Raw genomic sequence first — 24,541 nt, 5'->3', positions numbered from 1 at the left:
GCAACCGATGAGGCACATAGGTAGCGCGCTACCCAGGCGGAAGGAAGAGCAGTCGCCGCGTCAGACCTCTGCCGCCTTGTGAATCACCGGCACCGCCGGCGCCCCCTCCCATTCCGAATGGCTCGGGATCGTCTCGCCTTTCATCACGATGGTGAGCGGGCGAAGCCGCGCATAGTCGCCGACCTTGGTGTCGTAGAGGACCGTCGAGAAGGCCCCCACCGACACGCCCTCGCCCACGACCACGCGGCCGACTTTCATGATGCGGTCCTCGTAGAGATGGGTCTGGAGCGCCGAGGTCCGGTTGATCACCGAATAGTCGCCGATGGTGACGCAGTCGAATTCGGTGATGTCCGTGGTGAGCATGCAGACGCCACGGCCGACCTTGACCCCGAGGAGGCGCAGCATCCAGGGCAGGAACGGCGTGCCGACCAGATGCTCCAGCAGCACCTTGCCGGCGAGGCCCCAGTACAGCACGGCCACGGCCTCAGTGCGCATGGCCCACCACGACCACATCGGCCGCATACCGGGCTGATACACGCCCATCAGCAGCCATTTCACCCCGATTACGGTGAAGGACTGGATGAAGGCGATGGCGACGCTGACGACGACGAAGCTGACGGCGAGGCCGGTCCAGTCCTGGGCGAGGATGGCGGGGTAGAAGTAGAAATCGATGGCCGAGATAGCCAGCGTGATGAACAGCATCGGCGAGAACGAGGTCGAGAACGCCTCAAAGATGCCGCGCCGCAGCTTCGGCCCAATGCCCGGCTCGTAGGTCTGCGCGTCCGAGCCGAGATCGACTTTCTGGCGCGAGGGCAGCTTGATCGGCGGCGAGCCGAACCAGGTATCGCCCGGCGCCATCTTGTCGTTGGCGGGGGGCTTCGACTTGATGCCGACCAGCATGTCGTCGGGGATCACGGCGCCCGGCGGCACCACGGCGTCGTTGCCGACGAAGACCCGGGCCCCGGTGCTCACGGGATGCATGTGCATCCAGCCCCGGCGAATCTCCTCCTCGCCGAACACGACCTCGTCGGCGATGAAGTTGCGTGCGCCGACATCCGCCAGATCGTAGCGCCCGGCAAGGTTGGTGGAGATCTCGGCGCCCTGCCCCATCCGCGCGCCCATGAGCCGGTACCAGGCCCGCATGTAGACGGTGGCGAAGAGCGAGGAGAGCGTCTCCAGGGTCACTTCTGCGGCAAGCGCCACCGCCCATTTGCGGAGATAGAAACCGCTATGGATCGAGTAGGTGCCGGACGAGACCCGCGGCAGGACGAGCCAGCGGATGCCGGCGATGAGGAGCACCGTGCCCGCCGTCATCAGCATGGCGGTGGGCCAGGTCAGCAGCGGCAGGTACCAGTGGTAGTCGATGTCGGTGATGTCGCTGAGCGAATCGCTGAGCTGGTCGAAGATGTAGAAGGCCGGGAAGATCGGCAGCAGGCCGACGGCCGGGATCGCCGCGAGCAGGAAGGCGTAGACGGCGAGGAACCCCGCGCGCCGGCGGGGCGAGGCCTGGGCGGCCTCGGGCAGGTCGGCGGGGTCGGCCATGCCGACCTTGCGTCCGGGCGAGCCGTCCCATTGCTCGGCGCGTTCCACCACCGTGCCGGTGGGGATGGTGGTCAGATCCGCGATCTCGGCGAAATCGCCGATCGTGGTCTCGGGGCCGATGACGCAGGAGGTGCCGATGGCGACGTCCGCGCCGATGCTGACGGAGCCGATGACGAGTTCGTTGCCCACAACCTCGGCATTGGCGATGACGAGACGGCCGCCGAGCGAGGCTCCCGCCCCGATGCTGAGGAGGTCGGGTGCGCCGACCTCGATGTCGGAAATGAGCGCGTCCTCGCCGATCTTCGCGCCCAGCAGGCGCAGGTAGATGGCGATGGCGGGCGAGCCCTGGAGCCATTTCACGTGGACCAGTGGTGTCAGCCGCTGCGTCAGCCACCAGCGGTAGTAGTACACGCCCCAGAGCGGGTAGCGGCCGGGCTTGGTGCGCCCGAGGATCAACCATTTGGCGGTGATCGCGATGCAGGCGGTGACGGCGTTGATGCCGATATAGACGAGGAGCAGCACTGCGAGCTCGCCGAAGAAGCCGAGCGAACCTCCGGTGAGCAGCAGGTAGGTGACGAAGATGCCGAGCCATTGCGAGGTGGCGAGCGCGATCACGAACGGCAGGGCCGCCGCCTGGGCCGCGCCGCATAGGATCCGGCGCAGGAGCGGCGGGGCCGCGAATCCGAGGTCGCGCACCGCCATCTGCGTGCCGATTCCACCGGTACGCGCGATGAGTTCGTGCGCCATCGCCCGCAGGGTTCGCCGTCCGTAGACGTCCTGCAGGGTAATGGCCGCGAGGGCGGGAGCCTCGCGGACTGCGCCGACGAAACGGGCGGCCAGCAACGAGTGGCCGCCGAGATCGGTGAAGAAGTCGGCCTCGAACGGAATCGGCTGGTTGCCGAACACCTGCTTCGCCGCGGCCAGCATCGCCGCCTCGGTCTCGTTGTCGGGCAGTTCCTGCTCGCCCGACAGGTCGGCGACCGTGAGGGTCGCGATGCGCAGGGCCTTGCGGTCGACCTTGCCGGAGGTCAGGCGGGGCAGCACCTCCACCACCTCGAAATGCCCCGGCACCATGTAGGGCGGCATCTGCTCGGCGAGGGTATGGCGCAGGGCGGCCTTGTCGAACTCCGTTCCCCGCTCCGGGATCAGGAAGGCGACGAGCCGGTCGACGCCGTCGTCCTGGCGCAGGACCACCGCCGCCTGGTTGATGCCGGATTGCGCCTGGATGCGGGATTCGATCTCGCCGAGTTCCACCCGGAAGCCACGGATCTTGACCTGATCGTCGATGCGCCCGTGGAAAACGATCCGCCCCTGCGCATCGAGGGAGACCGCGTCGCCCGAGCGGTAGAGAACCGGGTCGGTCCCGTCGGAGGCGAACGGGTTGGCGACGAACTTTTCCGCGCTCAGTTCCGGGCGCTGGAGATAGCCCTTGGCGACGCCCGGGCCGCCGATGAGGAGCTCCCCCTGCTGACCGGGCCCGAGCAGCTCCAGGCCCTCGCTGGCGACGTAGACGGAATAGTTCGGGATCGGCCCGCCGATCGTGACGGGCTCGCCCGGCCGCATCTCGGCGGCGGTGGCCACCACCGTGGCCTCGGTCGGCCCGTAGGTGTTGAACAACTGTCGCGAGGCCGTGGCCCAGCGGGCCACCAGGGGCTCCGGCAGGGCCTCGCCGCCCAGGAGCACGAGGCGGACGCTCGGCAGGGTCTGAGACAGCATGGCGAGCAGCGTCGGCACCGTGTCGAGGACGGTGACGCGGTTCTGCGTCAGGATGTCGGGCAGCGCTTCGACATCGCCCATCATCGCCGGGCTCGCCACGAACAGCGTCGCTCCGACGAGGTAGGGAACCCAGATCTCCTCCATGGAGAGATCGAACGCCACCGAGGCCCCCTGGAACACCACGTCGTCGGGCCGCATGCCGTAGAGGGCGTTCCCCGAGCGCAGGAAGTGGCAGATGTTGGCGTGGCTGATGACGATGCCCTTGGGCAATCCCGTGGAGCCCGAGGTGTAGATCAGATAGGCCGGATGCGCAGACGTGAGGCCGGCGCCGCGCGGATCGGGGCGCGGCGCATCCGCCGGCACCTCGGCGAGAAGCGCCTCCGTCGTCAGGGCCGGGGTTCCCGTCGGCGCCTGGGGCGCGAGGGCGGGCGAGACCAGGAGGAGCTTGGCTTGCGCATCGTCGAGGCACACCGCCACGCGGTCGGCGGGAGCCTCGGCGTCGAAGGGAAGCCACGCCGCTCCCGACATCGTGATGCCGATCTGGGCGATCAGGAGGTCGGGGCCGCGCGCCATCCAGAGGCCGACGACGTCGGCGGGGCCGATGCCGCGATGGACGAGGCCACGGGCGATGGCGAGCGCGCGGGCCTCGACCTCCGCATAGGAGAATTTCGGATGACGGCCCGCCGCGTCCCGGCTCGCACCGTCGATGATGGCCGGATGGTCGGGGCGCAGGCGAGCGCTGTCGGAGAAGATCTCTCCCAGAACCTCGTCCCGGATGAGGTCCGGCCGGCTCTCTCCGCGCAGCACGGCCTTCCGCTCTGGCGCTGCGGCGCCGAACACGGTCTCGTCCTGTTCGGCCTTGTCCACACGCGACTCCGCCCGAGGCCGGGTCGTCTCGGCGAGACTGCTCATCCGATGCTCCGCTGCCGGCCCCGCCGCTGCGAGACCGTCCTTTTGGCCGGGTTAGGCGCCCGGATCGTGCCGAAATCGCGGCGCCCCGCTATGGTCGCGCCGTCTAAGCAGGTTTCGCGAAAGTGGTCACCGGTTTCGCGTCCGAAACCCTGCGACACTCCAAACCCCAAGCGAAGGGAAGCGCAGGCTTGCCAAGGCGAGCCCGCTTAGCACGTTTGCCGAGCCGCCTAGAACTGGTCTTCGCGGAGAAAGCGCCTCAGGCCCAGCGCCAGCGGGACTGGTCGAGGACGAGGACGCTGCCCTGGCGGATGCCCATCCGGGGGGCCTCGCGGATGCTGGCATAGCCGAGGATCACCAGGATGGCGCGGGCGACCCCGCCATGGGCGACGATGACCGCCGGCCGCTGCAGGTCCGCCATCGCCGGCCTGACCCGGTCCACCAGCATGGCGTAGCTCTCGCCATGCTCGCCGGGCGGACGGTAGCCCCAGCGGTCGCGGTCGCGCGCCAGGGCGCTACGGCTGTCGCGCCGGCGGATCTCGGCCCAGGTCGAGCCTTCCCAGGTGCCGAAATTGATCTCCATCAGGCGCGCGTCGACGGCATAGGCCTGGGGCGCGAGATCGAGGCTGGCCCGGAGCACTTCCATCGTCTGGCGCGTGCGCGTGAGCGGGCTCGCGACGAACGCGGCCTCGGTGAGGCTGGCCCCCGCCACGGCCTTCAGCCGTTCGGCGACGCTTTCGGCCTGGCCCAGCCCCGTGGCATTGAGGGGCACGTCGCGCTGGCCCTGGAGGCGGCCCTCCGCGTTCCAGTCGGTCTGGCCGTGCCGGATGAAATACACCGTCATGCGCGCCGGCCGTTCATGGCGGGGCGCCGCGCTTTTCCGGAACGGCCAAGGCCGCGGATCGTTGTCGCGCTCAAGGTGGCTCCAGGCGTTACAGGCATCGGCACACCGCTTTCCCGGAGAGGCGGTGCGCTGGTGCGGTGCCCGCGGCATCGATTGAATATCGTATAAGGCGAAATGTGATCATGGCGAAGAAGCGCGGCAAGCGGCATTCGGGCCAATCGAACGACGTGAGGACGCGCAAGCCCAAACCAGTCGTCTCACGCCCGGACTCGGACAAGCCGCCCTCCTCCGCCGCCTGGGCCCGTTCGGCGATGCGCCATGCCAAACGCGACAGCCCGGTCGACACGGCCGCCCTCGCCTCCTGTGCTGCGCCGGGCATCGTCACCGTGCAGCCGGGCGAGGCGTTGGATCTGGCCGCGATCGACGCCGGTTCAGACGGCGGGCTCGACAAGGAGGCGTCCAAACAGGCGCTCCTCGTGGAGCATGGCCGCATCCAGGCACTGCAGGAGCGGCTCTATGCCGAGCATCGGCGCAGCCTCCTCGTGGTGCTTCAGGCCATCGATACCGGCGGCAAGGACGGCACCATCCGCTCGGTCTTCGAGGGGGTGAACCCGCAGGGGTGCCGGGTCTGGTCGTTCAAGGTCCCGAGTGCGGAGGAGCGCGACCACGACTTCCTCTGGCGCTACCACGCCAAAGTGCCGGGGCGCGGCATGATCGGCGTGTTCAACCGCAGCCATTACGAGGACGTGCTGGTGGTGCGGGTGAAATCTCTGGAGCCGGAGGGGGTGTGGCGGCCGCGCTACGACCTGATCAACGATTTCGAACGGATGCTGACCCTGTCGGGCGTCACCGTGCTGAAGTTCTTCCTGCACATCTCGAAGGACGAGCAGAAGGAGCGCCTGGAGGCGCGGATCGCCGATCCCGAGAAGCACTGGAAGTTCGATGCGGCCGATCTCGTCGAGCGCCAGTCCTGGGATGCCTATCAGGGCGCCTTCACCGATGCCCTGAGCCGCTGCTCCACCTCGCACGCGCCCTGGCACGTGGTGCCGGCCAACCGCAAATGGTACCGCAACCTCCTCGTCGCCCGCACCATCGCCAACACCCTGGAGGCGATGGACCCGCGCTATCCGGACGCTCAGCCGGGCATCGCCAAGCTGACGGTGCCGGATTGAGGGGGACGACGCCGCTGCGCCGTGTCATCCGGTGATGATGACGAGCACCGATGCCGGCCCGCCGCCGAGGCGGCGCAGTCGATGTGGCAGGCCGCCATCGTAGGTGGCGCAATCGCCGACGCCGAGGACGACGCTGCGGTCCGCGACGACGAGTTCGACCTCCCCCGCCAGGACATAGGCGATCTCCTGGCCGGCATGGGTAGGACGATCCTCGGTGAGGAACGTCGCACCCGGTTCGACCATGTACAGGGCGGCGGCCCGTCCCGCCTCGGCCGGCAGCAGAGCGTGGACCGCATAATCGGCGTCACGGGTCGTGACCCTGGCGCCCGCGCGCGCGACGATCACGTCGGCGGCGGCGGCCTTCTCCCCGAACAGTTCGGACATGCTCGCCCCGAGCCCCGTCGCGATGGCTTCCAGCGTGGCCAGCGAGGGAGTCTTCTGGCCGCGCTCGATGCGCGACAGGTGGCCCTTATGGACCCCGACGCGGGCGGCGAGGGCATCGAGGGTGAGATGGCTGCGGCGTCGAAGCGCCCGGATGCGTTGTGCGACGGACATGCCCCCACATGACCGGCTTTCACCGGGTCGGCAACGCGATGCGCCGTTGACAAATCGAAGACCACGGGACAACGATAAACCATCAGACAACAAGTTGTCTGATGGTTTGTCGTTGGTGAAGACGGTGGGGGCCGACCATGCGTGTGACGATCGATGCCGTATTGATGGGGCGGGTCGCGCCCCTCGGGCCGACCGGCAAGCCCAGCGGCATCGATAAGTCGGCCTCGTCCGGCCCTGTGCGGATCGGGTTCGAGGGGCTGGACGGCGACGAGCAGGCGGACCGTCGTCACCATGGCGGGCCGGAGAAGGCCGTCCATCATTATCCGCTCGATCACGCTCCGGCCTGGCGAGCCGACCTTCCCGGAGCGCCGGCACTGGTGGAGCGGCCGGGTGCTTTCGGCGAGAACCTCTCGACCTGCGGCCTCACCGAGGCCGACATCTGCGTCGGTGATCTCTGGCGCGCCGGTACCGCCCTGCTCCAGGTGAGCCAGGCCCGTCAGCCGTGCTGGAAGTTGAACGCCCGGTTCGGCGTGTCCGACATGGCCGTGCGCGTACAGAAGACCGGGCGGACCGGCTGGTATTACCGCATCATCGAGACCGGCACGGTCGGGGCGGGAGACGATCTCGCGCTGGTGGAACGGGCGCACCCGGACTGGCCGCTGTCGCGGCTGCTGCGGGTCTTCTATGTCGACCGGCTCGATCGGGCGGCGCTGGCGGAGATCGCCGCCCTGCCGTCCCTGTCGACGTCCTGGCGAACCCTGGCCGCACGACGCCTCGAGAAGGGGCAGGTGGAGGATTGGAAACCCCGGCTGCAGGGGGACGCGAGCCCCGCCTGACCGTCCTGAGCGCTTGCTCGCGATGGCCGCATGCGTTTCGACTGGCTCCGCATCTTCGGCGAAGGCGGCCCCATGCTCACCGTCCGTAACATCTCCTCCACCGGGTATCGCTCCCTCAGGCGTATCGGCTTCCCGGTGGATGCTCTCTCCGTATTCATCGGCGGCAACGGCGTCGGCAAGACCAACCTCTACCGGGCGCTCGAACGCCTGCAGGCGGCCGCCGCCGGCACGCTGGTGCGTGATCTCGCGGCGGAAGGCGGGATGGACTCGGTGATCTGGGCCGGACCACGCAGCGGCAAGGGGCCGGTGCGGGTGGGATGGTCGGTCGAACTCGGCGGCGAGGCCGCTTCCGTCGCCTACGGATACGAGATCGAGGTCGGCCTGGTCCCCCGGTCTGAGCTGGGCCCCAGTGGGGCCGCCTTCCTGCTTGAGCCGCAGATCAAGCAGGAACGGCTCACCGTCCTGTCGGGCCGGCGGCCGGCGATCATGCTCGAGCGCGACGGGCCTTCCGGGTTCGTGCGCGGCGACGACGGCCGCAAGCGCGCCTTCGGCATGAGCCTGCTCGCCACCGAAACCGCCCTCGCGGCACTTCAGGACGCGGTGGCGTTTCCGGAACTGCATCTCGTCCGGCGCGCGCTGCTGGATTGGCGCTTCCATCACGATTTCCGCACCGACGCGGCCTCGGCTCTCCGCCGGCCCTGCCTGGCCGTCACCACCCCGACCCTGTCGTCGGACGGATCGGATCTCGCCGCCGTGTTCGCCACCCTCCGGCACATCCGCCAGGACACCGTCGATCTCGACGCGGCGGTGGCCGATGCCTTTCCCGGCGCGCGCCTCGTCATCCCGTCGCCCGGCCGCGAGGCGAGCTTCGGGATGATCTTTCCCGACTATCCCAAGCGCGTGTTCGAGGCCGCCGAACTGTCGGACGGGACACTGCGCTATCTCGCCCTCGCCGGAGCCCTCCTCGCCTACCGGCTTCCGCCCTTCATCGCCCTCAACGAGCCGGAGACGAGCCTCCACCCGGACCTGCTCGATCCCCTGGCGCGGATGATCGTCAAGGCTTCGCGACGAAGCCAGGTCTGGCTGGTGACCCATTCGGAGCGGTTGGCCGACGCGATTGCGGATCACGGCGGCGTATCGCCCCGCCGGGTGGTCAAGCGGGACGGGGCGACCTGGATCGACGGGCTCAAGCTGTCGGGAGAGTTCGCGGAGGCCGACGACGCTTGACGGGGGCTCTCAAGCCGGGGCGCTCATGCCCTGTCGGCGTGGTCGGGCCGCCAGCGCCGGAGAGATCCCGGCAGCGACCGCATCATCGCCCCGCCGATCCCGTCGGCATGGCGCTGGTAGAGGATGCCGAGGCCGATCAGGCCGAGACCGATGAGCGACAGGGCGAAGGGGAAGAGCAGCGAGTCTCTGAAGACCCGGTTCGCCAGATCGCCGAGATAGAGTGCTACGCCGATGGCGCCGAACACCGCGTAGATCCGCCGAGACAGGAAGATGCCGAGGCCGATGAGCGCGACGTTGATCAGGGCATAGAGCGCTTTCGCCATCTCGCTGTCGGAGGATTGCCACGTCAGGGCGCCCCAGAAGGTGAGGAGGCCGGCGAGATGGAGCCAGAACGCGTAATCCGTCCGCCTCTGGCGCAGATCCACCGCCCAGGCGAAGGCGATGAGGCCGAGGCCGAACCAGAGCGAGATCGTCCGGCGGGTCTCCCAGTCGAGATCCGGGCCCGTGGCCCAGACGCCGATATCCATGGACAGGAACCACAGGGCCACCGCCGCGATCAGGGTGATGAAGCCGAAGCGCGTGGCGCGCAGGGCGATGGCCGAGGCCAGGAGGGTCGCCGCTTCCATGGGCACCCAGCCGCCCTTGATCCAGGTGAAGACGTCGCGATAGGCGCCCGGCCGGCCTTGCTCGCCCCAGCCCCAGCTCTCCTGCAGGCCGTAGACGGCGAGCGGCGTCATGGCCACGGCGCAGGCGATGAGCAGACCGCCGGGGACCGGCAGGTCGTGCGCGATGCGAAGGTGCCGCCCGGCGGCGACGAAGGCCGCCGCGTAGATCAGGGCGGTGGCGGTCAGGGCCGGTCCGCCCATCATCCCGAAGGCGAGGGTCGAGAACAGGCCCATGGCGCCGATGACCACCAGGGCGCCGGCATACCAGAGCACGTGGGTGAGATCGAAAGCCGCGCCCCGCCCCGACTGCGCGGCATAGAAGGCGGACAGCGCGCGTGCCTGTTCGGCGGTGATGATCCCGGCGGAGGCCGCGTCATCGAAGGCGGGGCGGGTCTTCATGGGGACGGGGCCCGCCGGCGCGGAGCGCTCCCGCACGCGGCCCGCCTCACTCCTTGCTGTCGAGCCTCAGATCCGGCGCGTCCGGGTTCTTCATGCCGACCACGTGGTAGCCGGCATCCACGTGGAGGATCTCGCCGGTCATGCCGCGCGACATGTCCGAGATGAGGTAGGAGGCGGTCTCGCCGACCTCCTCGATCGTCACCGTGCGCCGCAGGGGCGCGTTGTACTCGTTCCACTTGAGGATGTAGCGGAAATCGCCGATGCCGGAGGCGGCCAGCGTCTTGATCGGGCCGGCCGAGATCGCGTTGACGCGGATCTTCGAGGGGCCGAGATCGGCGGCGAGGTAGCGCACTGAGGCTTCCAGCGCGGCCTTGGCGACGCCCATGACGTTGTAATGCGGCATCCATTTCTCGGCGCCGTAATAGGTGAGGGTGAGGAGCGAGCCGCCATTGGGCATCAGCTTCTCGGCGCGCTGGGCCACCGCCGTGAACGAGTAGCACGAGATCATCAGCGACTTGGTGAAGTTCGCCTCCGAGGTCTCGACGTAGCGCCCGGTGAGCTCGTCCTTGTCGGAGAAGGCGATGCAATGGACGACGAAGTCGATCCCCTGCGGGAACACCCGGCCGGCCTCCGCGAAGACGGCATCGATGGAGGCGCCGTCGGTGACGTCGCAATGGCCCACCACATGGGCGTCGAGCTCGCGCGCCAGGGGCTCGACCCGCTTCTTCAGGGCGTCACCCTGGTAGCTGAAGGCGAGCTTGGCGCCGTGGGCATGGGCGCTCTTGGCGATGCCCCAGGCGATGGACCGGTTGTTGGCGACACCGAGCACCAGACCGCATTTCCCGGCGAGCAAGCCGCCGACGTGATCGTGTACCGGGTTCGTATCCGCCATGAGTCACCTGAGCCAGAGGCCGTCGCGCGCCGGAGCGGACCCGTCCGGACCTGGGGGGAAGCGCTCGCGCCGAGGCATCCTTAGCGGAGGTGTGCCGGGGACGGAAGTCCGCGCCTATGCCTGTCCAGAGGCGGCGCGCGCCGCCCGGCGCCCGTTGGCATAAGCCAGCAGGGCCTCGTCCTCGCTGGCGGGCAGGGAAATCGCCGTGGTGGCGAACAGGTCGCCGCGGGTGCCGTCCTTCTTCGGCAGGCCCTTGCCCTTGAGGCGGAAGGTCCGGCCCGAACTCGTCATGGCCGGAACGCGCATCTCCACCGGGCCGGTGAGCGTCGGCACCCGGATCGGCCCGCCGAGGATGGCATCCTCGAGGGGAAGGTCCACGGGGGTGCGCAGGTCCGCCCCGTCCAGGGTGAAGCGTGGATGCGGCAGGATGCGGATGGTCAGGAGGGCGTCGCCCGGCGAGGAGCGCGGGCCGCCGGGATTCCCCAGGCCGCGCAGGCGGATGGTCTGCCCGTCCACCACGCCCTTGGGGATCACCACGTCCACATCGCGGGAGCCGAGCGAGATCCGCAGCTTTTCTTCGCTCGCTACCTGCTCGAGGGTCACGGAGAGTTCGGCCGCGAGATCCTCGCCCTTCATCGGCCCCCTGGCGCCCGGACCGGCACCGGCGCCGGCACCCCCCCGGAACGTGTCGCCGAACAGGTGCGAGAAGATGTCCTCGCCGATCCCGCCGCCACCCGCCCGGTTGCGCGCCGCGCCCTCGAAGTCGAAGCCCGCCGAGCGAGCGCCGCCCGGACCGCCGCCGAAGCCGCCGAACCCATCGAAACCGGACGGCGCGCGGGGCTTGCCGTCGGCATCGATCTCGCCACGGTCGAACTGGGCGCGCTTGCCCGCATCGCCAAGGATCTCATAGGCGCTGTTGGCCTCCGAGAAACGGTCCTTGGCCTTGGCGTCGTTCTTGTTGGTGTCGGGGTGGTAGGCCTTGGCGAGCTTGCGATAGGCCTTCTTGATGTCGGCCTCGCTGGCGCCTTTGGCCACACCCAGCACGTCGTAGGGATTGCGCATCGTCTGTTATCGGTCTCGGTGCCGCACGGGGACGGACTCATGCCCGCCCCTGTCGAAGTCTTCCGCTATGTGGAATGGCTGTTGCTTCTCTGCAACGGTCGTCCGCCAGGATTCGACGGTTCGATCCACGCGTCAACCCGCCGCTCCGCCGGACGATCCCACAGGCAGCACGATCTTGGCGTCAGGCCTTCGCTTTGGCCATGCGGATACGGGTCAATTCCCATTCGCCCCCCGAAGGCTTGCAGCCGGTGCCGCGCACGAAACGACTGCGCGATGGCGCGATGACCGAGGCGAGGAAGTCCCGGCAGATCAGGTCGTTGGCGACATAGGGCAGGCCCGTCGGGCTGATCGATCCGCGTAGCGTCGAATCCGGGTTGTCCCATTTCACCGGACGGCCGTTGCCCTGCGGGTCGAGGGCCACCGCCAGGGCCGCGTGCGCCCGGCGCCAATCCTCGTCGGACATCTCGTTGCCGAAGCTCTTGGGGCGCTTGTCGATGCTGCCCGTGACCAAAGGCTCCGGGACCGTCACGTCCGGTTCCGCCTTGCCTTCGCTCTGGAAGGTGAGGATCGGAATCCCGCAGCCGGCGAGCGACAGGGCCAGGGCCACGCCGCCCGACGTCAGCACCGCCGCGCACCGGGCGCGGGCGAGACGGGGTGCGACGACGGCACGGGTGAAGGCGGGTTGGGCTTTACTCTCGCTCCGACGCATTACACCTGTTCTCACGACGTGACTCGAACGACGACAAATCGTGTCCCACGTCGGTGCCCCCGACCCGGATCTCACTCACAGGATTACGCCTTGGATCGGTTAAGGATCGATGAGCCGGCCCCGTCCGGCAGTGTCTCACCCGCCGCCTCCCCCCTCGGGACCGGTGGAGACTTCACGCTGTCCACAGATCCCTGGGGTTTGTTTTCCGCCTGGATGGGCGAGGCCGAGCGCGCGGAGCCCGAGGATCCCAACGCCATGGCGCTGGCCACGGCCGGCTCCGACGGCCTGCCCGACGTGCGCATGGTGCTGCTGAAGGGCGCCGATGAGCGCGGTTTTGTCTTCTACACCAATGTCGAGTCCGCCAAGGGCGAGGAACTGGCGCAGAACCCCCAGGCCGCCCTCGTCCTGCATTGGAAGAGCCTGCGCCGGCAGGTCCGCGCGCGCGGACCCGTGAGCCACGTGTCGATCGAGGAGGCGGATGCCTATTTCGCGAGCCGCCGCCGCGAGAGCCGGATCGGTGCCCATGCCAGCCGCCAGTCGCGGCCGCTGGCCGACCGCGCCACCCTGGAAGCGGAGGTCGCCGCCCTGTCGGCCCGCTACGAGGACCAGCCGGTGCCGCGCCCGGAGAACTGGACGGGGTTCCGCATCGCCCCGGTCTCGATCGAGTTCTGGCAGGACGGGCCGTTCCGGCTCCACGACCGCGTCCGCTTCACGCGGGATGGCGGCGGCTGGAGCGGGGCGAGACTCTATCCGTGACGGGATGGGCCGGTCCCCCCGGGCAGGAGGTGGACCTCCGCCGGGCGGGGCATTGGCGGCTATGGAGGCCCCGGACCGAGTGAGCGGGCCATGGCCTTCCTCAGGGCATTTCGCCCGCTGTCCGAACCTGCGCGCCGCCGAACACGACGGCTTGCCGCAACGGCGGTCGCGACAGACCATAGATCAGACGCGGCTCCGCCGGTGCGCTGACCGCATCGAGCGCAGCGCGATGCTCAGGGGAGAGCACGAGGTCAAGCGAAGCGATGTTGTCGGTGACTTGCGCCGCCCGGCTGACGCCCATCAGGGTCGAGGCTACGCCCGGTCGACCCACGACCCAAGCGAGCGCGACGCGCGCGGGCGGTTGGTCGATAGCCTCCGCGACCCGGCGCAACCCTTCGACGATGTCCCAGTTGCGCGGTGTGAACAGGCTGTCGCCGAACGGATTGGCCCCGTCGAGCCGCTTGTCGTCGGCGGGACGCGTCTCGCCCGACTGCGCCGCATCCTTCGGCAGGCCGCCCGCACGCGGACCCGCCGCCTCCACCGTCTCGCGGTCGTACTTGCCGCTCAGCAGCCCGTAGGCAAGCGGCGACCACGGCACCAGGCCTAAGCCGAACTCGGTGGCGAGCGGGATGTGCTCGTCCTCCAACTCGCGGTGTACGAGCGCATAGAAGTATTGCAGCGCGATCGGCCCTGGCAGGCCACGCATTGCCGCCAGCGTCGCGACCTTGGCGACGTACCAAGCAGGGGTGTTTGACATGCCCCAATAGCGAATCTTCCCAGCCCGCACGAGACCGGCCATGGTCTCCAGCATCTCCTCGGCCGGCGTGATCCCGTCCCACACGTGCACCCAGTAGAGATCGACGTAGTCGGTCCGCAGGCGGCGCAGCGAGCCTTCGAGCGCCGCGTGGACGTGCTTGGCACCGTTGCCGCCCGCGTGCGGCCCCTTGCCCGTGGCGAACCCCGACTTGGTCGAGAGGACGATCCGGTCGCGCAGGCCACGCTCGCTGATGAAGCGCCCGAGCATCGCCTCGCCCTCGCCACCCGCGTACACGTCGGCCGTGTCCACGAAGTTGCCGCCACGATCCAGATAGGCGTCGAACACGGCGCTGCTGCCGGTCTCGTCCAGCCCCCAGCGCGCCGTGCCGAAGGTCATGGTGCCGAGCGCGAGCGGACTGACCGCAAGGCCGGAGCGCCCGAGCGTGCTGTAATGCGTGAGATCCATTGTTGCATATCCTTGCTGATACCAGACAGGATAGCGGCGCCGTCCGCAGGGGATTAGCCTGAATCATCGGAAGGGGTTTATGAGCGGAGCTCAGGAATGCGACGGGGCACACTCGATGATCTCGCGGCCTTCGCTGCGGTCGCGCGCACCTGCAGCTTCACGCGTGCGGCGGCTGAACTCGGCTTGTCGCCTTCGGCGCTGAGCCACGCCGTACGGGGGCTGGAGGAACGGCTCGGGGTTCGGCTGCTTGCGCGCACGACGCGCAGCGTCGCTCCGACGCCGGCGGGCGAGCGGCTCGTGCGTTCACTGGCTCCGGCGCTGGCGGAAATAGAGTGCGGGCTTGCGGCGCTCGCCGACTGGCGCGGGGCGCCGTCCGGTGCCCTACGACTGACGACCTTCTCATCGGCCGCGCGGCGGGTGCTCGACCCGGCCTTGCCGCGCTTCCTCCTCGATCATCCAGCCGTCTCGGTCGAGGTCGTCATCGACGATCGCCTGACTGACATCGTCGCGGCACGGTTCGACGCCGGCATCCGCTTCGGCGAGACGGTGGAGCGTGACATGGTAGCAGTGCGCCTGGGGCCGGACCTGCGCACGGTCGTGGTCGGCACTCCCGCCTACTTCGCGCGCCATCCGCGGCCAGAGACACCGGCCGACCTGGAGGCGCACAATTGCGTCAACTACCGGCTGGTCGGCGGGGGTGGATTGCTGCCGTGGGAGTTCACGCACAAGGGCCGGGACATGGGCCAGCAAATGAGCCAGGAAGTGCGGATGCGCGTAGGCGGCCAGCTCACCGTCAACGATGGGGTCCTCGCGGGGGCGGCCGTGCGGGCCGGTGCTGGACTCGGCTACATGCTCGAGGACGATGTGGCCAACGACATCGCGGCGGGCGACCTCGTACAGGTTCTCACGGACTGGTGCACGCCCTTTCCAGGCTACCACCTCTACCATCCGAGTCACCAGGCGACACCGGCGCTTCGTGCCCTGATCGACGCCGTGCGTTGGGTCGAGGCCTGACCCGTTTCGATCTGACGCGGGCGATACTTCTACGACCGGTTTGGTGTCGGTTCGCCCCGTAGAGCCATCCGACTGCTTTCCGGCGCCTGAGAAGATGGGTGGAACGACGAGCTGGGTGGGGATCAGGCACTCGATCGGGCTGAAATCTCGAACTGAGCCACGACCCCGACGTCTTTGTCCTCGATCGACGACGGGTGACGGTCCGCGAGATGAGCGACGGCGATCGGCATGGTGAGGGCAGCGAGCCCCGGCATGCGCGTCCGGTCATTCTTATCGCGGGACCCCTCTCGACGATCGCAGATCCGGCCTTGCTGCGACGCGGGATCGACCCTGGATTTCCCGGCCGGCGCGGCTTAGACCTGGGCTGTCCACCGCCCCCGGACCCTGAAGGAACGGCCTTGGCCATATCGAGCAATGAACGCCGCCGCGTCATGCTGCTGACGGGCGCAAGCCGCGGAATCGGCCACGCCACGGTCAAGCGCTTCTCCGCGGCCGGGTGGCGGGTGATCACCTGTTCCCGCCATGCCTTTCCCGAGAACTGCCCCTGGGAGATGGGTCCGGAGGACCACCTTCAGGTCGATCTCTCGGACCCGGAGGATACGATGCGCGGCGTGGCGGAAGTCGCCGGCCGTCTCGCCGACGAGGGCGGCCTGCTCCATGCGCTGGTCAACAATGCCGGCATCTCGCCCAAGGGCTCCAACGGCGAGCGCCTCGGCGCCATCGCCACGGAATTCGGCGATTGGCGCAAGGTGTTCCAGGTCAACGTCTTCGCGCCCCTGCTCCTGGCGCGCGGCCTGTGCGAGGAACTCACCCGCGCCAAGGGCTCCATCGTCAACGTCACCTCGATCGCGGGCTCCCGCGTGCATCCTTTCGCGGGCGCGGCCTACGGCACGTCGAAGGCCGCGCTCGCCGGCCTCACCCGCGAGATGGCCAGCGATTTCGGCCCCCTCGGGGTGCGGGTGAATGCGATCTCGCCGGGCGAGATCGATACGGCGATCCTCTCGCCCGGCACCGACAAGATCGTGGCCGGTATCCCGCAGCGGCGCCTCGGCACGCCCGACGAGGTGGCCAAGGCGATCTACTTCCTCTGCACCGAGGCCTCCTCCTACGTGAACGGCGCCGAGCTCCACATCAACGGCGGCCAGCATGTCTGAACGAGGTGCGCTCTCGGCGCTCCTCGCGGTCTCCGTCCTCGTCGCCTCGCTTCTCGGCGCGCAGCCCGTCCGGGCCGATCCGGTCGTGACGATCCTCGACCTGCCGTTCAGGGCGCGCGCCATGCGCGGTCCCGGCAGCGAGGTGTCCCTGGCGGTGGCGACCTCCGGCCTGCTTCCGCTCGCCCGTCCCAAGGGATTGAAGGGCGAGGTGGTGGAGGATGAGCCCCTGGCCGTCCTGTGGGGCGACGAGGGCGGCGCCGCCCTGACCCTCGCCGACGGCAAGGTCGCCACCACCCTCCTCGGCGTCGAGGCCATCGACGGGCTCGCGGTCTCCGAGACTCCGCGCGGCGCCGTTCCCGGTACCCGGCGTGCGACCCTCGGGCCGCTCAGCGCCCACCTGTCCGACCCCATCCGCCCCAATGCCAGCGAGTTCGAGCGCGCCGGGACGCTCACCCTCCGCGAACGCCAGCCGGTGGGGATGAGCGCCGATCCGAAGCCCGTCCCCATCGTGACCACCGCCGTCTCCGCCGGTCCCGGCGCCGCCTTCGCCCTGCGCCGCCCCATCGCGATCCTCATCGACGGCCGGCCGGTCATCGTCGCGGTGACGGCGCAGGAGGGCGGATCGGCCCTGGTCGTGGTCGGCAAGCCCTCGGCAGAGTTGTTAGGCAAGCCCTCGGCAGAGTTGGACAAGCCCTCGGCAGAGTTAGGCAAGCCCTCGGCGGAGCCCACGAAATCCTCGGCGGAGCCGGACAAGGCATGGGCCATTCTCGCCCGGAGCCCGGTCCAGGCGGCGGGACCGGGTGGGCAGTCGCTGACACTCGCGGCGATCGGCGATGTCTCGAAAGCCGGACAGCCCCGGATCGTCGCGGTCGCGGCGCCTGACGGGGCCGGCATCCTCCAGCTCTGGGCCTACGAGACGGGAACCCTGCGACTGGTCGGCGAGGCCACCGGCTACACCACCCTGTCCCCGGGCGAGGGCGGGGCCGACCTGTCGGCCGTCCTCGATGCCGACGGGGACGGCGTGTCGGAACTCGCCGTGCCGGTGGCGGACCGGAGCGCACTGGCCATCCTGTCCCTGAAGGACGGCATCCGCGAGGTGACGCGCATCCCCTTGCCCGGCCTTGCCGCCTTCGGCGTCGCCGCCATCGGCCACGGCCCTCGCACGCGCCTTCTCGTCGGCCTCGCCGACGGGCGGGTGGCGCTCATCTCTCCGTAACCGAGAAACGTCGATTTCCATGAGCGAAGCAGCGAGCGAGGACGGCTCCGACGTCCGGCTCTTCCCGGCGCGCCCCTTCCTCGGCGCGTCCATCGCCGTCATCCGCGACGGGCGGGTGCTGCTGGCCGCCAGGGCCAACGAGCCCCTGCGCGGGGTCTGGACGCTCCCCGGCGGGCTGGTGGAGGCCGGCGAGACCCTGGCGCAGGCGGCCCTGCGCGAGCTCGGCGAGGAGGTCGGGGTTTCCGCCGTGGTCGTCCGCTCCCTGACCCCGACGGAGATCATCCTGCGCGCCGAGGATGGCCGCGTGCGCCATCATTACGTCGTCCATCCCCACGCCGCCCTCTGGACCTCCGGCGAGCCGGCCCCCGGCCCCGAGGCCCTGGACGTGCGCTGGGCGCGTCCGGAGGACCTCGCCGATCTCGCCACCACGCCGGGATTGCAGGCCACGGTGGAGGAGGCCTTCGCGCAGGTCGCGGGCCTGAGTGGCGATACGGGATCCCGATGAGACCCACGCGCGCCTCGCCCCGGCCGGGGAACGGTGTAAACCTGACGGATGAGGTTCGCGGCGGTGGAGGACGGAGCGTGGCTGTGTCGAGGGTGAGATATCGCCTGTCGCCCGTGCTGCTGCTCGCCGCCCTTGCGATGGGCATGCCCGATCTCGCGTCGGCTCAGCAGCGCGCCAACCCGGCGCGGCCGGCGCAGAAGGCCCCGGAGAAGGACAAGGAGCCCCCTGCCCCCGCCGAGCCACCGCCCGCTCCCTATGACCGGGACCTGATGCGGCTGTCCGAGATCATCGGCTCCCTCTCCTTCCTGCGCAGCCTGTGCGCGGCGCCGGACGCCGCCGAATGGCCGACCCGGATGAAGGCGTTGATGGAGGCCGAGGGGGTGACGCCGGGGCGGCGGGACCGTCTCGCCGGGGCGTATAACCGCGGCTATCGCGGATACTCCCTCACCTACCGGGCCTGCACGCCGTCGGCGACGGAGGCCGCGTCCCGCTATGTCGCGGAGGGAGAGCGGCTGTCCCATGCCCTGGCCAGCCGTTTCGGGGGCTGAGGCGGCGATGTGTCTTTCGGGAGACAGGGCACAAGGCTGAAGGAAATTCGTCGTATTCGACCGTCGGCGTTAACCGCTTCGCAATTCTTGGCTTCCCGAGGCGCGGGCCTCGGCATATGTTTCGGTCATCCGCCGAGCCATTCTTCGGCGCAACCGATGTTATCGCCATGCAGATCGACACCGCCCCCGCCCCCTTCGAGGCCGATCTCGACGACAAGCGTGCCGCCCTCGGCTACGTGTCGGAAGCGTTCGCGGAAGGCTGTCTCGACGGGCTCGACGGCGATTGCATGGCCCAGGCCGCCCTGTTCGCCGCCTTCCAGGAACTGGTGATGACCTATGGCGAGGACGCCACCGCGCGCTACGCCGAGGGCTTTCCCGACCGCATCCGCGGGGGCGCCTTCACCACCGCCCCCCAGCATTGAGGCGTAGGACCGCGCCGCACCCGACCCGTCGACGATGAGCGTATGATCGATCGAGCCGCCCGGACAGGACCGGGCGGCTCGATGCGTTTCGGGGCCGTGATCGCCCCGGCGGGCGGAGCCTCAACCCGGGGGCAGCGCCTCGTCGAACACCACCGCCTCACCGCAGGACGGGCCGACGAGGTCGCCCTGCCACATCACGCGGTTGCCGCGCACGATGGTGCCCACCGGCCAGCCGGTGACGGTGACGCCGTCATAGGGGGTCCAGCCGCATTTCGACGCGATCCATGCGTTGCGGATGGTCTCGCGGCGCGTCAGGTCCACCACGGTCACGTCGGCGTCGTAGCCCACCGAGAGCCGGCCCTTGCGGCTGATGCCGAACAGGCGCTTGGGCCCGGCGCTGGTCATGTCGACGAAGCGGGCCAGCGACAGCCGTCCGTTGGCCACATGATCGAGCATGATCGGCACCAGCGTCTGCACGCCGGTCATGCCGGAGGGGGAATCCGGATAGGGCTTGGCCTTCTCCTCCAGCAGGTGCGGCGCGTGGTCTGAGCCGAGGATGTCGGCGACGCCCTGCGTCAGTCCGTGCCAGATCCCGTCGCGATGGGCGGCGTCGCGCACCGGCGGGTTCATCTGCACCAGGGTGCCGAGGCGGGCATAGGCCTCGGTCCCGTCGAGGGTGAGGTGGTGCGGCGTCACCTCGACGCTGGCCACGTCCTTGTGATCGGCGAGATACACCATCTCCTCCGCCGTGGAGATATGCAGGATGTGGATGCGGGCACCCGTCTCCTGCGCGATCCGCACGAGGCGTTGCGTCGCCTTCAGCGCGGCCTCGGGCGAGCGCCAGACCGGGTGCGAGGACGGATCGCCCGGAACCCGCAGGCCCTTGCGCTCGCGCAGCATGGGCTCGTCCTCGGCATGGAAGGCGGCCCGGCGCCGGGTGCGCTTCAGGATCTCGGTGACGCCGGCATCGTCCTCGACCAGGAGCGCGCCGGTGGAGGAGCCGACGAACACCTTGATCCCCGCCGCTCCCGGCAGGCGCTCGAGGGTGGCGACCTCATGGGCGTTCTCGTGGGTGCCGCCGACCCAGAAGGCGAAATCGCAATGCATGCGGTGGTGCCCGCGCGCCACCTTGTCGGCCAGGGTCTCGGCGCTGGTGGTCAGCGGGTTGGTGTTGGGCATCTCGAACACGGCGGTCACGCCGCCCATCACCGCCGCGCGGGAGCCGGATTCAAGGTCTTCCTTGTGGTCGAGGCCCGGCTCGCGGAAATGGACCTGGGTGTCGATGACCCCCGGCAGCAGGTGCAGACCGGTGCAATCCTGGCGCTCGCCCTCGGCCCGGGAGAGATCGCCGATGGCGGCGATGCGCCCGTTCCGGATGCCCAGATCGGCGCTGTGCTCGCCGTCGTGATTGACGATCCTGCCGCCGGTGAGGATGAGGTCGAAGGGCTGGTCCATCGGGGTCGCTCCTGAACGGCGTTGAGACGCGGGTGGCGGCGGCTTATGTCAGCCTCGCGCGGCGTGCAACGCCGTGCCCTGCCGACAGGCCCGCCGGCGCATCGCCACGATGCGCGCCGGAGGGGCTTTGCAGGATGACCTTCGAGGAGTTACCATGCCGATCGCCCTGTTGCCGGACCGCGCCGTCATCGTCATCGCGGGCGAGGAGGCCGCGAGTTTTCTCCAGGGCGTGGTGACCTGCAATATCGAGACCCTCGAACCGGGGGAGGCGCGGCTCGGTGCCCTGCTGACCCCGCAGGGCAAGATCCTGTTCGATTTCCTGATCTGGCGCTCCGGCGAGGGCTACCGCCTGGATTGCCCGGCCGAGCAGGCCCCGGCTCTGGCCAAGCGCCTCACGCTCTACCGCCTGCGCGCCAAGGTGACGATCGCCGTCGACCCGACCCTGGGGCTCGCCGCCGCCTGGGACGGGGCGGAGGCCGCCGCCGAGACCGAACGCCTGCGCGACGGGCGCCTCCCGGCGTTGGGCGAGCGCCTCGTCTTCGCCGAGGGGGCGTTCTCGGCCGATGCCACGGAGGCGGATTACCACGCCCACCGCATCGCCCTCGGCATCCCCGAGGGCGGACGCGACTTCGCCTATGGCGATGCCTTCCCGCACGAGGCGCTGATGGACCAGCTCGCCGGCGTCGATTTCAGGAAGGGCTGCTACGTCGGTCAGGAAGTGGTGTCGCGCATGCAGCATCGCGGCACTGCGCGCACCCGCATCGTCCCGGTGATCGCCCGCGACGGCGAGGCCGTGATCTCCGGCGCGGAGGTGACCGCCGGACCGCGCGGGCTCGGCACGGTCGGCAGCGTGTCGGGCGCGCGCGGTCTCGCCATGCTCCGCCTCGACCGCCTCGCCGATGCGGTCGCCGCCGGCGAGCCGGTCCGGACCGGAGCGACGATCCTCGGCGTCGAGAAGCCTTCCTTCGCCACCTTCGCCTTCCCGGAGGTGGCGCCGGCCGGGTGATCGGGGGTGACCCGGACGCTCGGGGAGCGCCCGCCTCTGCCCGCTCGCGGGGAGAGGACCGAAGGCACCTCCTCGTGCCTTCGGTGAGTGGAGGCGAAGCCGGAGCGACGGTGAGGGGGCGGTTTCGGACGAGACGCCTTCGCACGAGCCCCCTCACCGTCGGCTGCCGCCTTGCCGCGCCGACGACGGTGTCGTCGCGGCCCTCTCCCCGCGTGCGGGGAGAGGGGATGCGCGCCTGATCGCTCCTGGCGACGACCCGGCCTCCCGGCGTTCTCGGCCCATCTGGTGTTCTTGATCCGTTCCGATTATTCTCGATCCCATGTCCGACGATTCCACAGGCCTGATCCATCATCCCGACGGCTGCCCGCGCTGCTGGTGGGCCGGGCTCGACCCGGTCTACGTCGCCTATCACGACACCGAATGGGGCGTGCCCGAGCGTGACGGCCGGGCCTTGTACGAAAAACTGATCCTCGATGGGTTCCAAGCTGGCCTGTCCTGGATCACCATCCTGCGGCGGCGCGAGGGCTTCCGCCGGGCGTTCGCCGGGTTCGACCCGGAGGCCATCGCACGGTTCACGCAGGCCGATGTCGAGCGGCTGATGCAGGATACCGGCATCATCCGGAACCGCGCCAAGATCGTCGGGACCATCGCGGGCGCCCGCGCCTTCCTCGCCATCGAGGAGCGCGGCCCTGGCTTCTCGCGCTTCCTGTGGGACTTCGTCGAGGGCCGGCCGATCCAGGGCCGGGCGACGGACCGGGCCGGCATCGCCACCGAGACGGAGGTCTCGCGGGCCATCTCGCGCGCCCTCAAGACGGAAGGGTTCAGCTTCTGCGGCCCCACCATCGTCCATGCCTTCATGCAGGCGGTGGGCATGGTGAACGACCACCTCGCCGGGTGTCATCGGCATGCCCCCTGCGCCGCCATGGGCACGGGCCGGTGAGCGCCGCCGCCCCCCGCGCCTGGCAGCGGATGTTGTCGGGCCGGCGTCTCGATCTCCTCGATCCCTCGCCGCACGACGTCGAGATCGCCGACATCGCCCACGGTCTCGCCCGCGTCGCCCGATGGAACGGCCAGACCGCCGGGCCGCACGTCTTCTCCGTGGCCCAGCACGCGCTCCTGGTGGAGGCTCTCGGCACGGATCTGGCCCCCGGCCGGACCCGGATGCAGCGCCTCGAACTCCTGCTGCACGATGCGCCGGAATACGTGATCGGCGACATCATCTCGCCCTTCAAAGCCGCGATCGGGCCGTCCTACAAAAGCGTGGAACTGCGCCTGATGGCGGCGATCCGACAGCGCTTCGGCCTGCCGGAGCCCGACGAGGACGAGGCTCGCCTGGTCAAGCGTGCCGACGCGGTGGCGGCGCATCTCGAAGCCACGTGCCTCGCCGGCTTTTCGGAGGACGAGGCCAGTGCGGTCTTCGGGCCTCTCCACCCGGCGGCCCCGGCGACACTGGGGCTGATCGAGCCCTGGCCGACCGCCGAGGCTCAATCGAGGTTCCTCTCTCGTTTTCAGGTTCTTACGAGCGCTTCCTGATGTCGGATATTCACGTCTGCCCCCTGTCGCAATTGTCCCGGACCCTCGAGCGCACCGGTGCGAGCCACCTGATGACGCTGATGAAGGTCGGCACCGCTATCGCCCGCCCCGACAGCATCGCCGACGGGCGCCATTGCGTGGTCGAAGTCAGCGACATCGTCGCTCCCCTCGACGGGCATGTCCTTCCGGGCGAGGATCATGTGCTCCGCATCCTCGATTTCGCGGCCGTCTGGGACCGGGACCGGCCGCTCCTGATCCATTGCTATGCCGGGATCAGCCGCTCCACGGCGGCGGCCTATATTGCCGCCTGCGCCCTCGATCCCGAGCGGGACGAAGCCGGGATCGCCCGCGCCTTGCGCGCCGCATCGCCGTCGGCGACGCCCAATGCCCTGTTCGTGGAGATCGCAGACCGCCTGTTGGGACGCGGGGGACGGATGTCCGCCGCCATCGCCGAACTCGGGCGTGGCGCCGACGCGTTCGAGGGGAATCCCTTCGCGCTTACGCTGGGTTGATAGCCGAGGCCCCGGTCCAGCTTGGCATTATGATGAATTGAGTGTGGCCGAAACGACGCCACCCTTGACGAAGTGCTCGCCGATGGAGCAGCCAACGCCCCCCTGGGCTTGTCGGGCAGGCAGGCACAGGCTTAGACCGGCACAATGAGGGGTACCCTGGGATGACCACAGCGCGATCCGCCGTGGCGGCGACAACCGATTCGAAGGCGTCCGACGAGGGACTCGACCTGCCGTTCGAGAAGGCCCTCGAGCAGCTCGAAGAGATCGTGCGGCGCCTGGAGAAGGGGGACGTGCCCCTCGACGAATCGGTGGCGATCTACGAGCGCGGCGAGATCTTGAAGCGGCATTGCGAAGGCCTGCTGCGCAAGGCCGAGGCACGGATCCAGACGATCACGCTGGGGCCCGATGGGCGCGCGGCGGGCGTCGCTCCCCTCGATGTCGGCTAGGCCACGAGGTCGTGATGATCTGTGGTCTTCTAAAAGTTATTCATCTGCCGCAACAGGTTGCGCGCATGTCTTCCCTCCGGGCGTGAGGTTGATTCGGTGTCACGGATAGAAACCTCGATCCTCGACGGGCTTGACGAGACGTCGGCTCTGCGCGCGCTTCCCGAGAGCCAGCTTCAGGCTGTGGCGGACGCGGTGCGTCAGGAGATGATCGACGCGGTGTCGGT

Annotated in this window: 24 protein-coding genes; 15 read left to right on the top strand and 9 right to left on the bottom strand. The window is 69.5% G+C overall.

The genetic code is table 11. The features are described 5' to 3' along the window. Positions 1-60: 60 nt before the first annotated feature. Entirely contained in the window at positions 61-4,170 is a 4,110-nt protein-coding gene (locus FPV16_RS11620) for a Pls/PosA family non-ribosomal peptide synthetase (protein ID WP_227438343.1), read from the bottom strand. A gap of 256 nt (positions 4,171-4,426) precedes the next feature. Beyond that, the gene (locus FPV16_RS11615; RefSeq protein ID WP_227438342.1) at positions 4,427-5,011 is read right to left on the bottom strand and encodes a histidine phosphatase family protein; all 585 of its coding nucleotides are present in this window, start codon (positions 5,009-5,011) and stop codon (positions 4,427-4,429) included. A 182-nt stretch (positions 5,012-5,193) separates the two neighbouring features. Here FPV16_RS11615 and FPV16_RS11610 point away from each other — a divergent pair, with 182 nt between their 5' ends. Further along, positions 5,194-6,183 (top strand): polyphosphate kinase 2 family protein, encoded by a 990-nt coding sequence (locus FPV16_RS11610; RefSeq protein ID WP_227438341.1) that lies wholly within the window; start codon positions 5,194-5,196, stop codon positions 6,181-6,183. Between the two features lie 24 nt (positions 6,184-6,207). On the opposite strand, the gene FPV16_RS11605 is transcribed toward FPV16_RS11610, so the two are convergent. Then, positions 6,208-6,738, bottom strand: a complete 531-nt coding sequence (locus tag FPV16_RS11605) for a helix-turn-helix domain-containing protein (protein WP_227438340.1) — start codon at positions 6,736-6,738, stop codon at positions 6,208-6,210. A gap of 137 nt (positions 6,739-6,875) precedes the next feature. On the opposite strand from FPV16_RS11605, the gene FPV16_RS11600 reads away from it, so the two are divergent. Next, positions 6,876-7,574 (top strand): MOSC domain-containing protein, encoded by a 699-nt coding sequence (locus FPV16_RS11600; RefSeq protein ID WP_227438339.1) that lies wholly within the window; start codon positions 6,876-6,878, stop codon positions 7,572-7,574. Positions 7,575-7,646: 72 nt separating this feature from the next. Continuing rightward, the gene (locus FPV16_RS11595) at positions 7,647-8,801 is read left to right on the top strand and encodes an AAA family ATPase (protein WP_227438415.1); all 1,155 of its coding nucleotides are present in this window, start codon (positions 7,647-7,649) and stop codon (positions 8,799-8,801) included. A gap of 23 nt (positions 8,802-8,824) precedes the next feature. Here FPV16_RS11595 and FPV16_RS11590 read toward each other — a convergent pair whose 3' ends face one another. From FPV16_RS11590 to FPV16_RS11575, 4 genes are all read right to left on the bottom strand, one after another. Next, complete coding sequence (locus FPV16_RS11590; RefSeq protein ID WP_227438338.1) at positions 8,825-9,865, bottom strand: hypothetical protein; 1,041 nt, start codon at positions 9,863-9,865, stop codon at positions 8,825-8,827. Positions 9,866-9,911: 46 nt separating this feature from the next. Next, a complete protein-coding gene (gene fabI, locus FPV16_RS11585; RefSeq protein ID WP_018043432.1) occupies positions 9,912-10,757 on the bottom strand; it encodes an enoyl-ACP reductase FabI in 846 nt (281 codons plus the stop codon). Positions 10,758-10,871: 114 nt separating this feature from the next. Further along, the gene (locus FPV16_RS11580; protein ID WP_227438337.1) at positions 10,872-11,819 is read right to left on the bottom strand and encodes a DnaJ C-terminal domain-containing protein; all 948 of its coding nucleotides are present in this window, start codon (positions 11,817-11,819) and stop codon (positions 10,872-10,874) included. Between the two features lie 181 nt (positions 11,820-12,000). Continuing rightward, the gene (locus FPV16_RS11575) at positions 12,001-12,528 is read right to left on the bottom strand and encodes an RT0821/Lpp0805 family surface protein (protein ID WP_227438336.1); all 528 of its coding nucleotides are present in this window, start codon (positions 12,526-12,528) and stop codon (positions 12,001-12,003) included. Between the two features lie 90 nt (positions 12,529-12,618). Between FPV16_RS11575 and pdxH the strand changes: the two genes are divergently transcribed. After that, on the top strand, positions 12,619-13,284 hold the full coding sequence (gene pdxH, locus FPV16_RS11570) for a pyridoxamine 5'-phosphate oxidase (protein WP_413629270.1): 666 nt from the start codon (positions 12,619-12,621) through the stop codon (positions 13,282-13,284). 100 nt (positions 13,285-13,384) lie between these two features. Here pdxH and FPV16_RS11565 read toward each other — a convergent pair whose 3' ends face one another. Then, entirely contained in the window at positions 13,385-14,506 is a 1,122-nt protein-coding gene (locus FPV16_RS11565) for an aldo/keto reductase (protein ID WP_227438335.1), read from the bottom strand. Positions 14,507-14,602: 96 nt separating this feature from the next. Between FPV16_RS11565 and FPV16_RS11560 the strand changes: the two genes are divergently transcribed. The 6 genes from FPV16_RS11560 (at position 14,603) to FPV16_RS11535 (ending at position 19,365) form a co-directional block, all read left to right on the top strand. Continuing rightward, positions 14,603-15,520 carry a LysR family transcriptional regulator gene (locus tag FPV16_RS11560; RefSeq protein WP_227438334.1) on the top strand — a complete coding sequence of 306 codons (918 nt, stop codon included), beginning with the start codon at positions 14,603-14,605 and terminating at the stop codon, positions 15,518-15,520. 431 nt (positions 15,521-15,951) lie between these two features. Further along, complete coding sequence (locus tag FPV16_RS11555; protein WP_056149277.1) at positions 15,952-16,674, top strand: SDR family NAD(P)-dependent oxidoreductase; 723 nt, start codon at positions 15,952-15,954, stop codon at positions 16,672-16,674. Then, on the top strand, positions 16,667-17,890 hold the full coding sequence (locus FPV16_RS11550) for a hypothetical protein (protein ID WP_227438333.1): 1,224 nt from the start codon (positions 16,667-16,669) through the stop codon (positions 17,888-17,890). The genes FPV16_RS11555 and FPV16_RS11550 overlap by 8 nt, the downstream gene beginning before the upstream one ends. Before the next feature lie 19 nt (positions 17,891-17,909). Continuing rightward, positions 17,910-18,395 (top strand): NUDIX hydrolase, encoded by a 486-nt coding sequence (locus FPV16_RS11545; RefSeq protein ID WP_227438332.1) that lies wholly within the window; start codon positions 17,910-17,912, stop codon positions 18,393-18,395. Between the two features lie 137 nt (positions 18,396-18,532). Beyond that, complete coding sequence (locus tag FPV16_RS11540; RefSeq protein WP_227438413.1) at positions 18,533-18,943, top strand: TIGR02301 family protein; 411 nt, start codon at positions 18,533-18,535, stop codon at positions 18,941-18,943. A 167-nt stretch (positions 18,944-19,110) separates the two neighbouring features. Then, positions 19,111-19,365 carry a hypothetical protein gene (locus FPV16_RS11535; protein WP_019903771.1) on the top strand — a complete coding sequence of 85 codons (255 nt, stop codon included), beginning with the start codon at positions 19,111-19,113 and terminating at the stop codon, positions 19,363-19,365. 120 nt (positions 19,366-19,485) lie between these two features. Here FPV16_RS11535 and FPV16_RS11530 read toward each other — a convergent pair whose 3' ends face one another. Continuing rightward, on the bottom strand, positions 19,486-20,820 hold the full coding sequence (locus FPV16_RS11530; RefSeq protein ID WP_227438331.1) for a dihydroorotase: 1,335 nt from the start codon (positions 20,818-20,820) through the stop codon (positions 19,486-19,488). A gap of 154 nt (positions 20,821-20,974) precedes the next feature. Between FPV16_RS11530 and FPV16_RS11525 the strand changes: the two genes are divergently transcribed. The 5 genes from FPV16_RS11525 to FPV16_RS11505 all read left to right on the top strand — a co-directional run bounded on the left by FPV16_RS11525 (position 20,975) and on the right by FPV16_RS11505 (position 24,317). Next, a complete protein-coding gene (locus FPV16_RS11525; protein WP_227438330.1) occupies positions 20,975-21,826 on the top strand; it encodes a YgfZ/GcvT domain-containing protein in 852 nt (283 codons plus the stop codon). A 319-nt stretch (positions 21,827-22,145) separates the two neighbouring features. After that, positions 22,146-22,766, top strand: coding sequence for a DNA-3-methyladenine glycosylase I (locus tag FPV16_RS11520; RefSeq protein WP_227438329.1), 621 nt, complete (start codon positions 22,146-22,148; stop codon positions 22,764-22,766). Positions 22,767-22,795: 29 nt separating this feature from the next. Then, positions 22,796-23,359 carry an HD family hydrolase gene (locus tag FPV16_RS11515; protein ID WP_227438412.1) on the top strand — a complete coding sequence of 188 codons (564 nt, stop codon included), beginning with the start codon at positions 22,796-22,798 and terminating at the stop codon, positions 23,357-23,359. Further along, complete coding sequence (locus FPV16_RS11510; protein ID WP_227438328.1) at positions 23,359-23,871, top strand: tyrosine phosphatase family protein; 513 nt, start codon at positions 23,359-23,361, stop codon at positions 23,869-23,871. The genes FPV16_RS11515 and FPV16_RS11510 overlap by 1 nt, the downstream gene beginning before the upstream one ends. 161 nt (positions 23,872-24,032) lie before the next feature. Then, the gene (locus FPV16_RS11505; protein WP_027173711.1) at positions 24,033-24,317 is read left to right on the top strand and encodes an exodeoxyribonuclease VII small subunit; all 285 of its coding nucleotides are present in this window, start codon (positions 24,033-24,035) and stop codon (positions 24,315-24,317) included. The last annotated feature ends 224 nt before the right edge of the window (positions 24,318-24,541 follow it).

It is taken from the genome of Methylobacterium sp. W2, from assembly GCF_020662345.1.
Taxonomy (GTDB): domain Bacteria; phylum Pseudomonadota; class Alphaproteobacteria; order Rhizobiales; family Beijerinckiaceae; genus Methylobacterium.
Note: the sequence above shows the minus strand (reverse complement) of the source record. Positions and strands in the feature narration are given on the sequence as shown.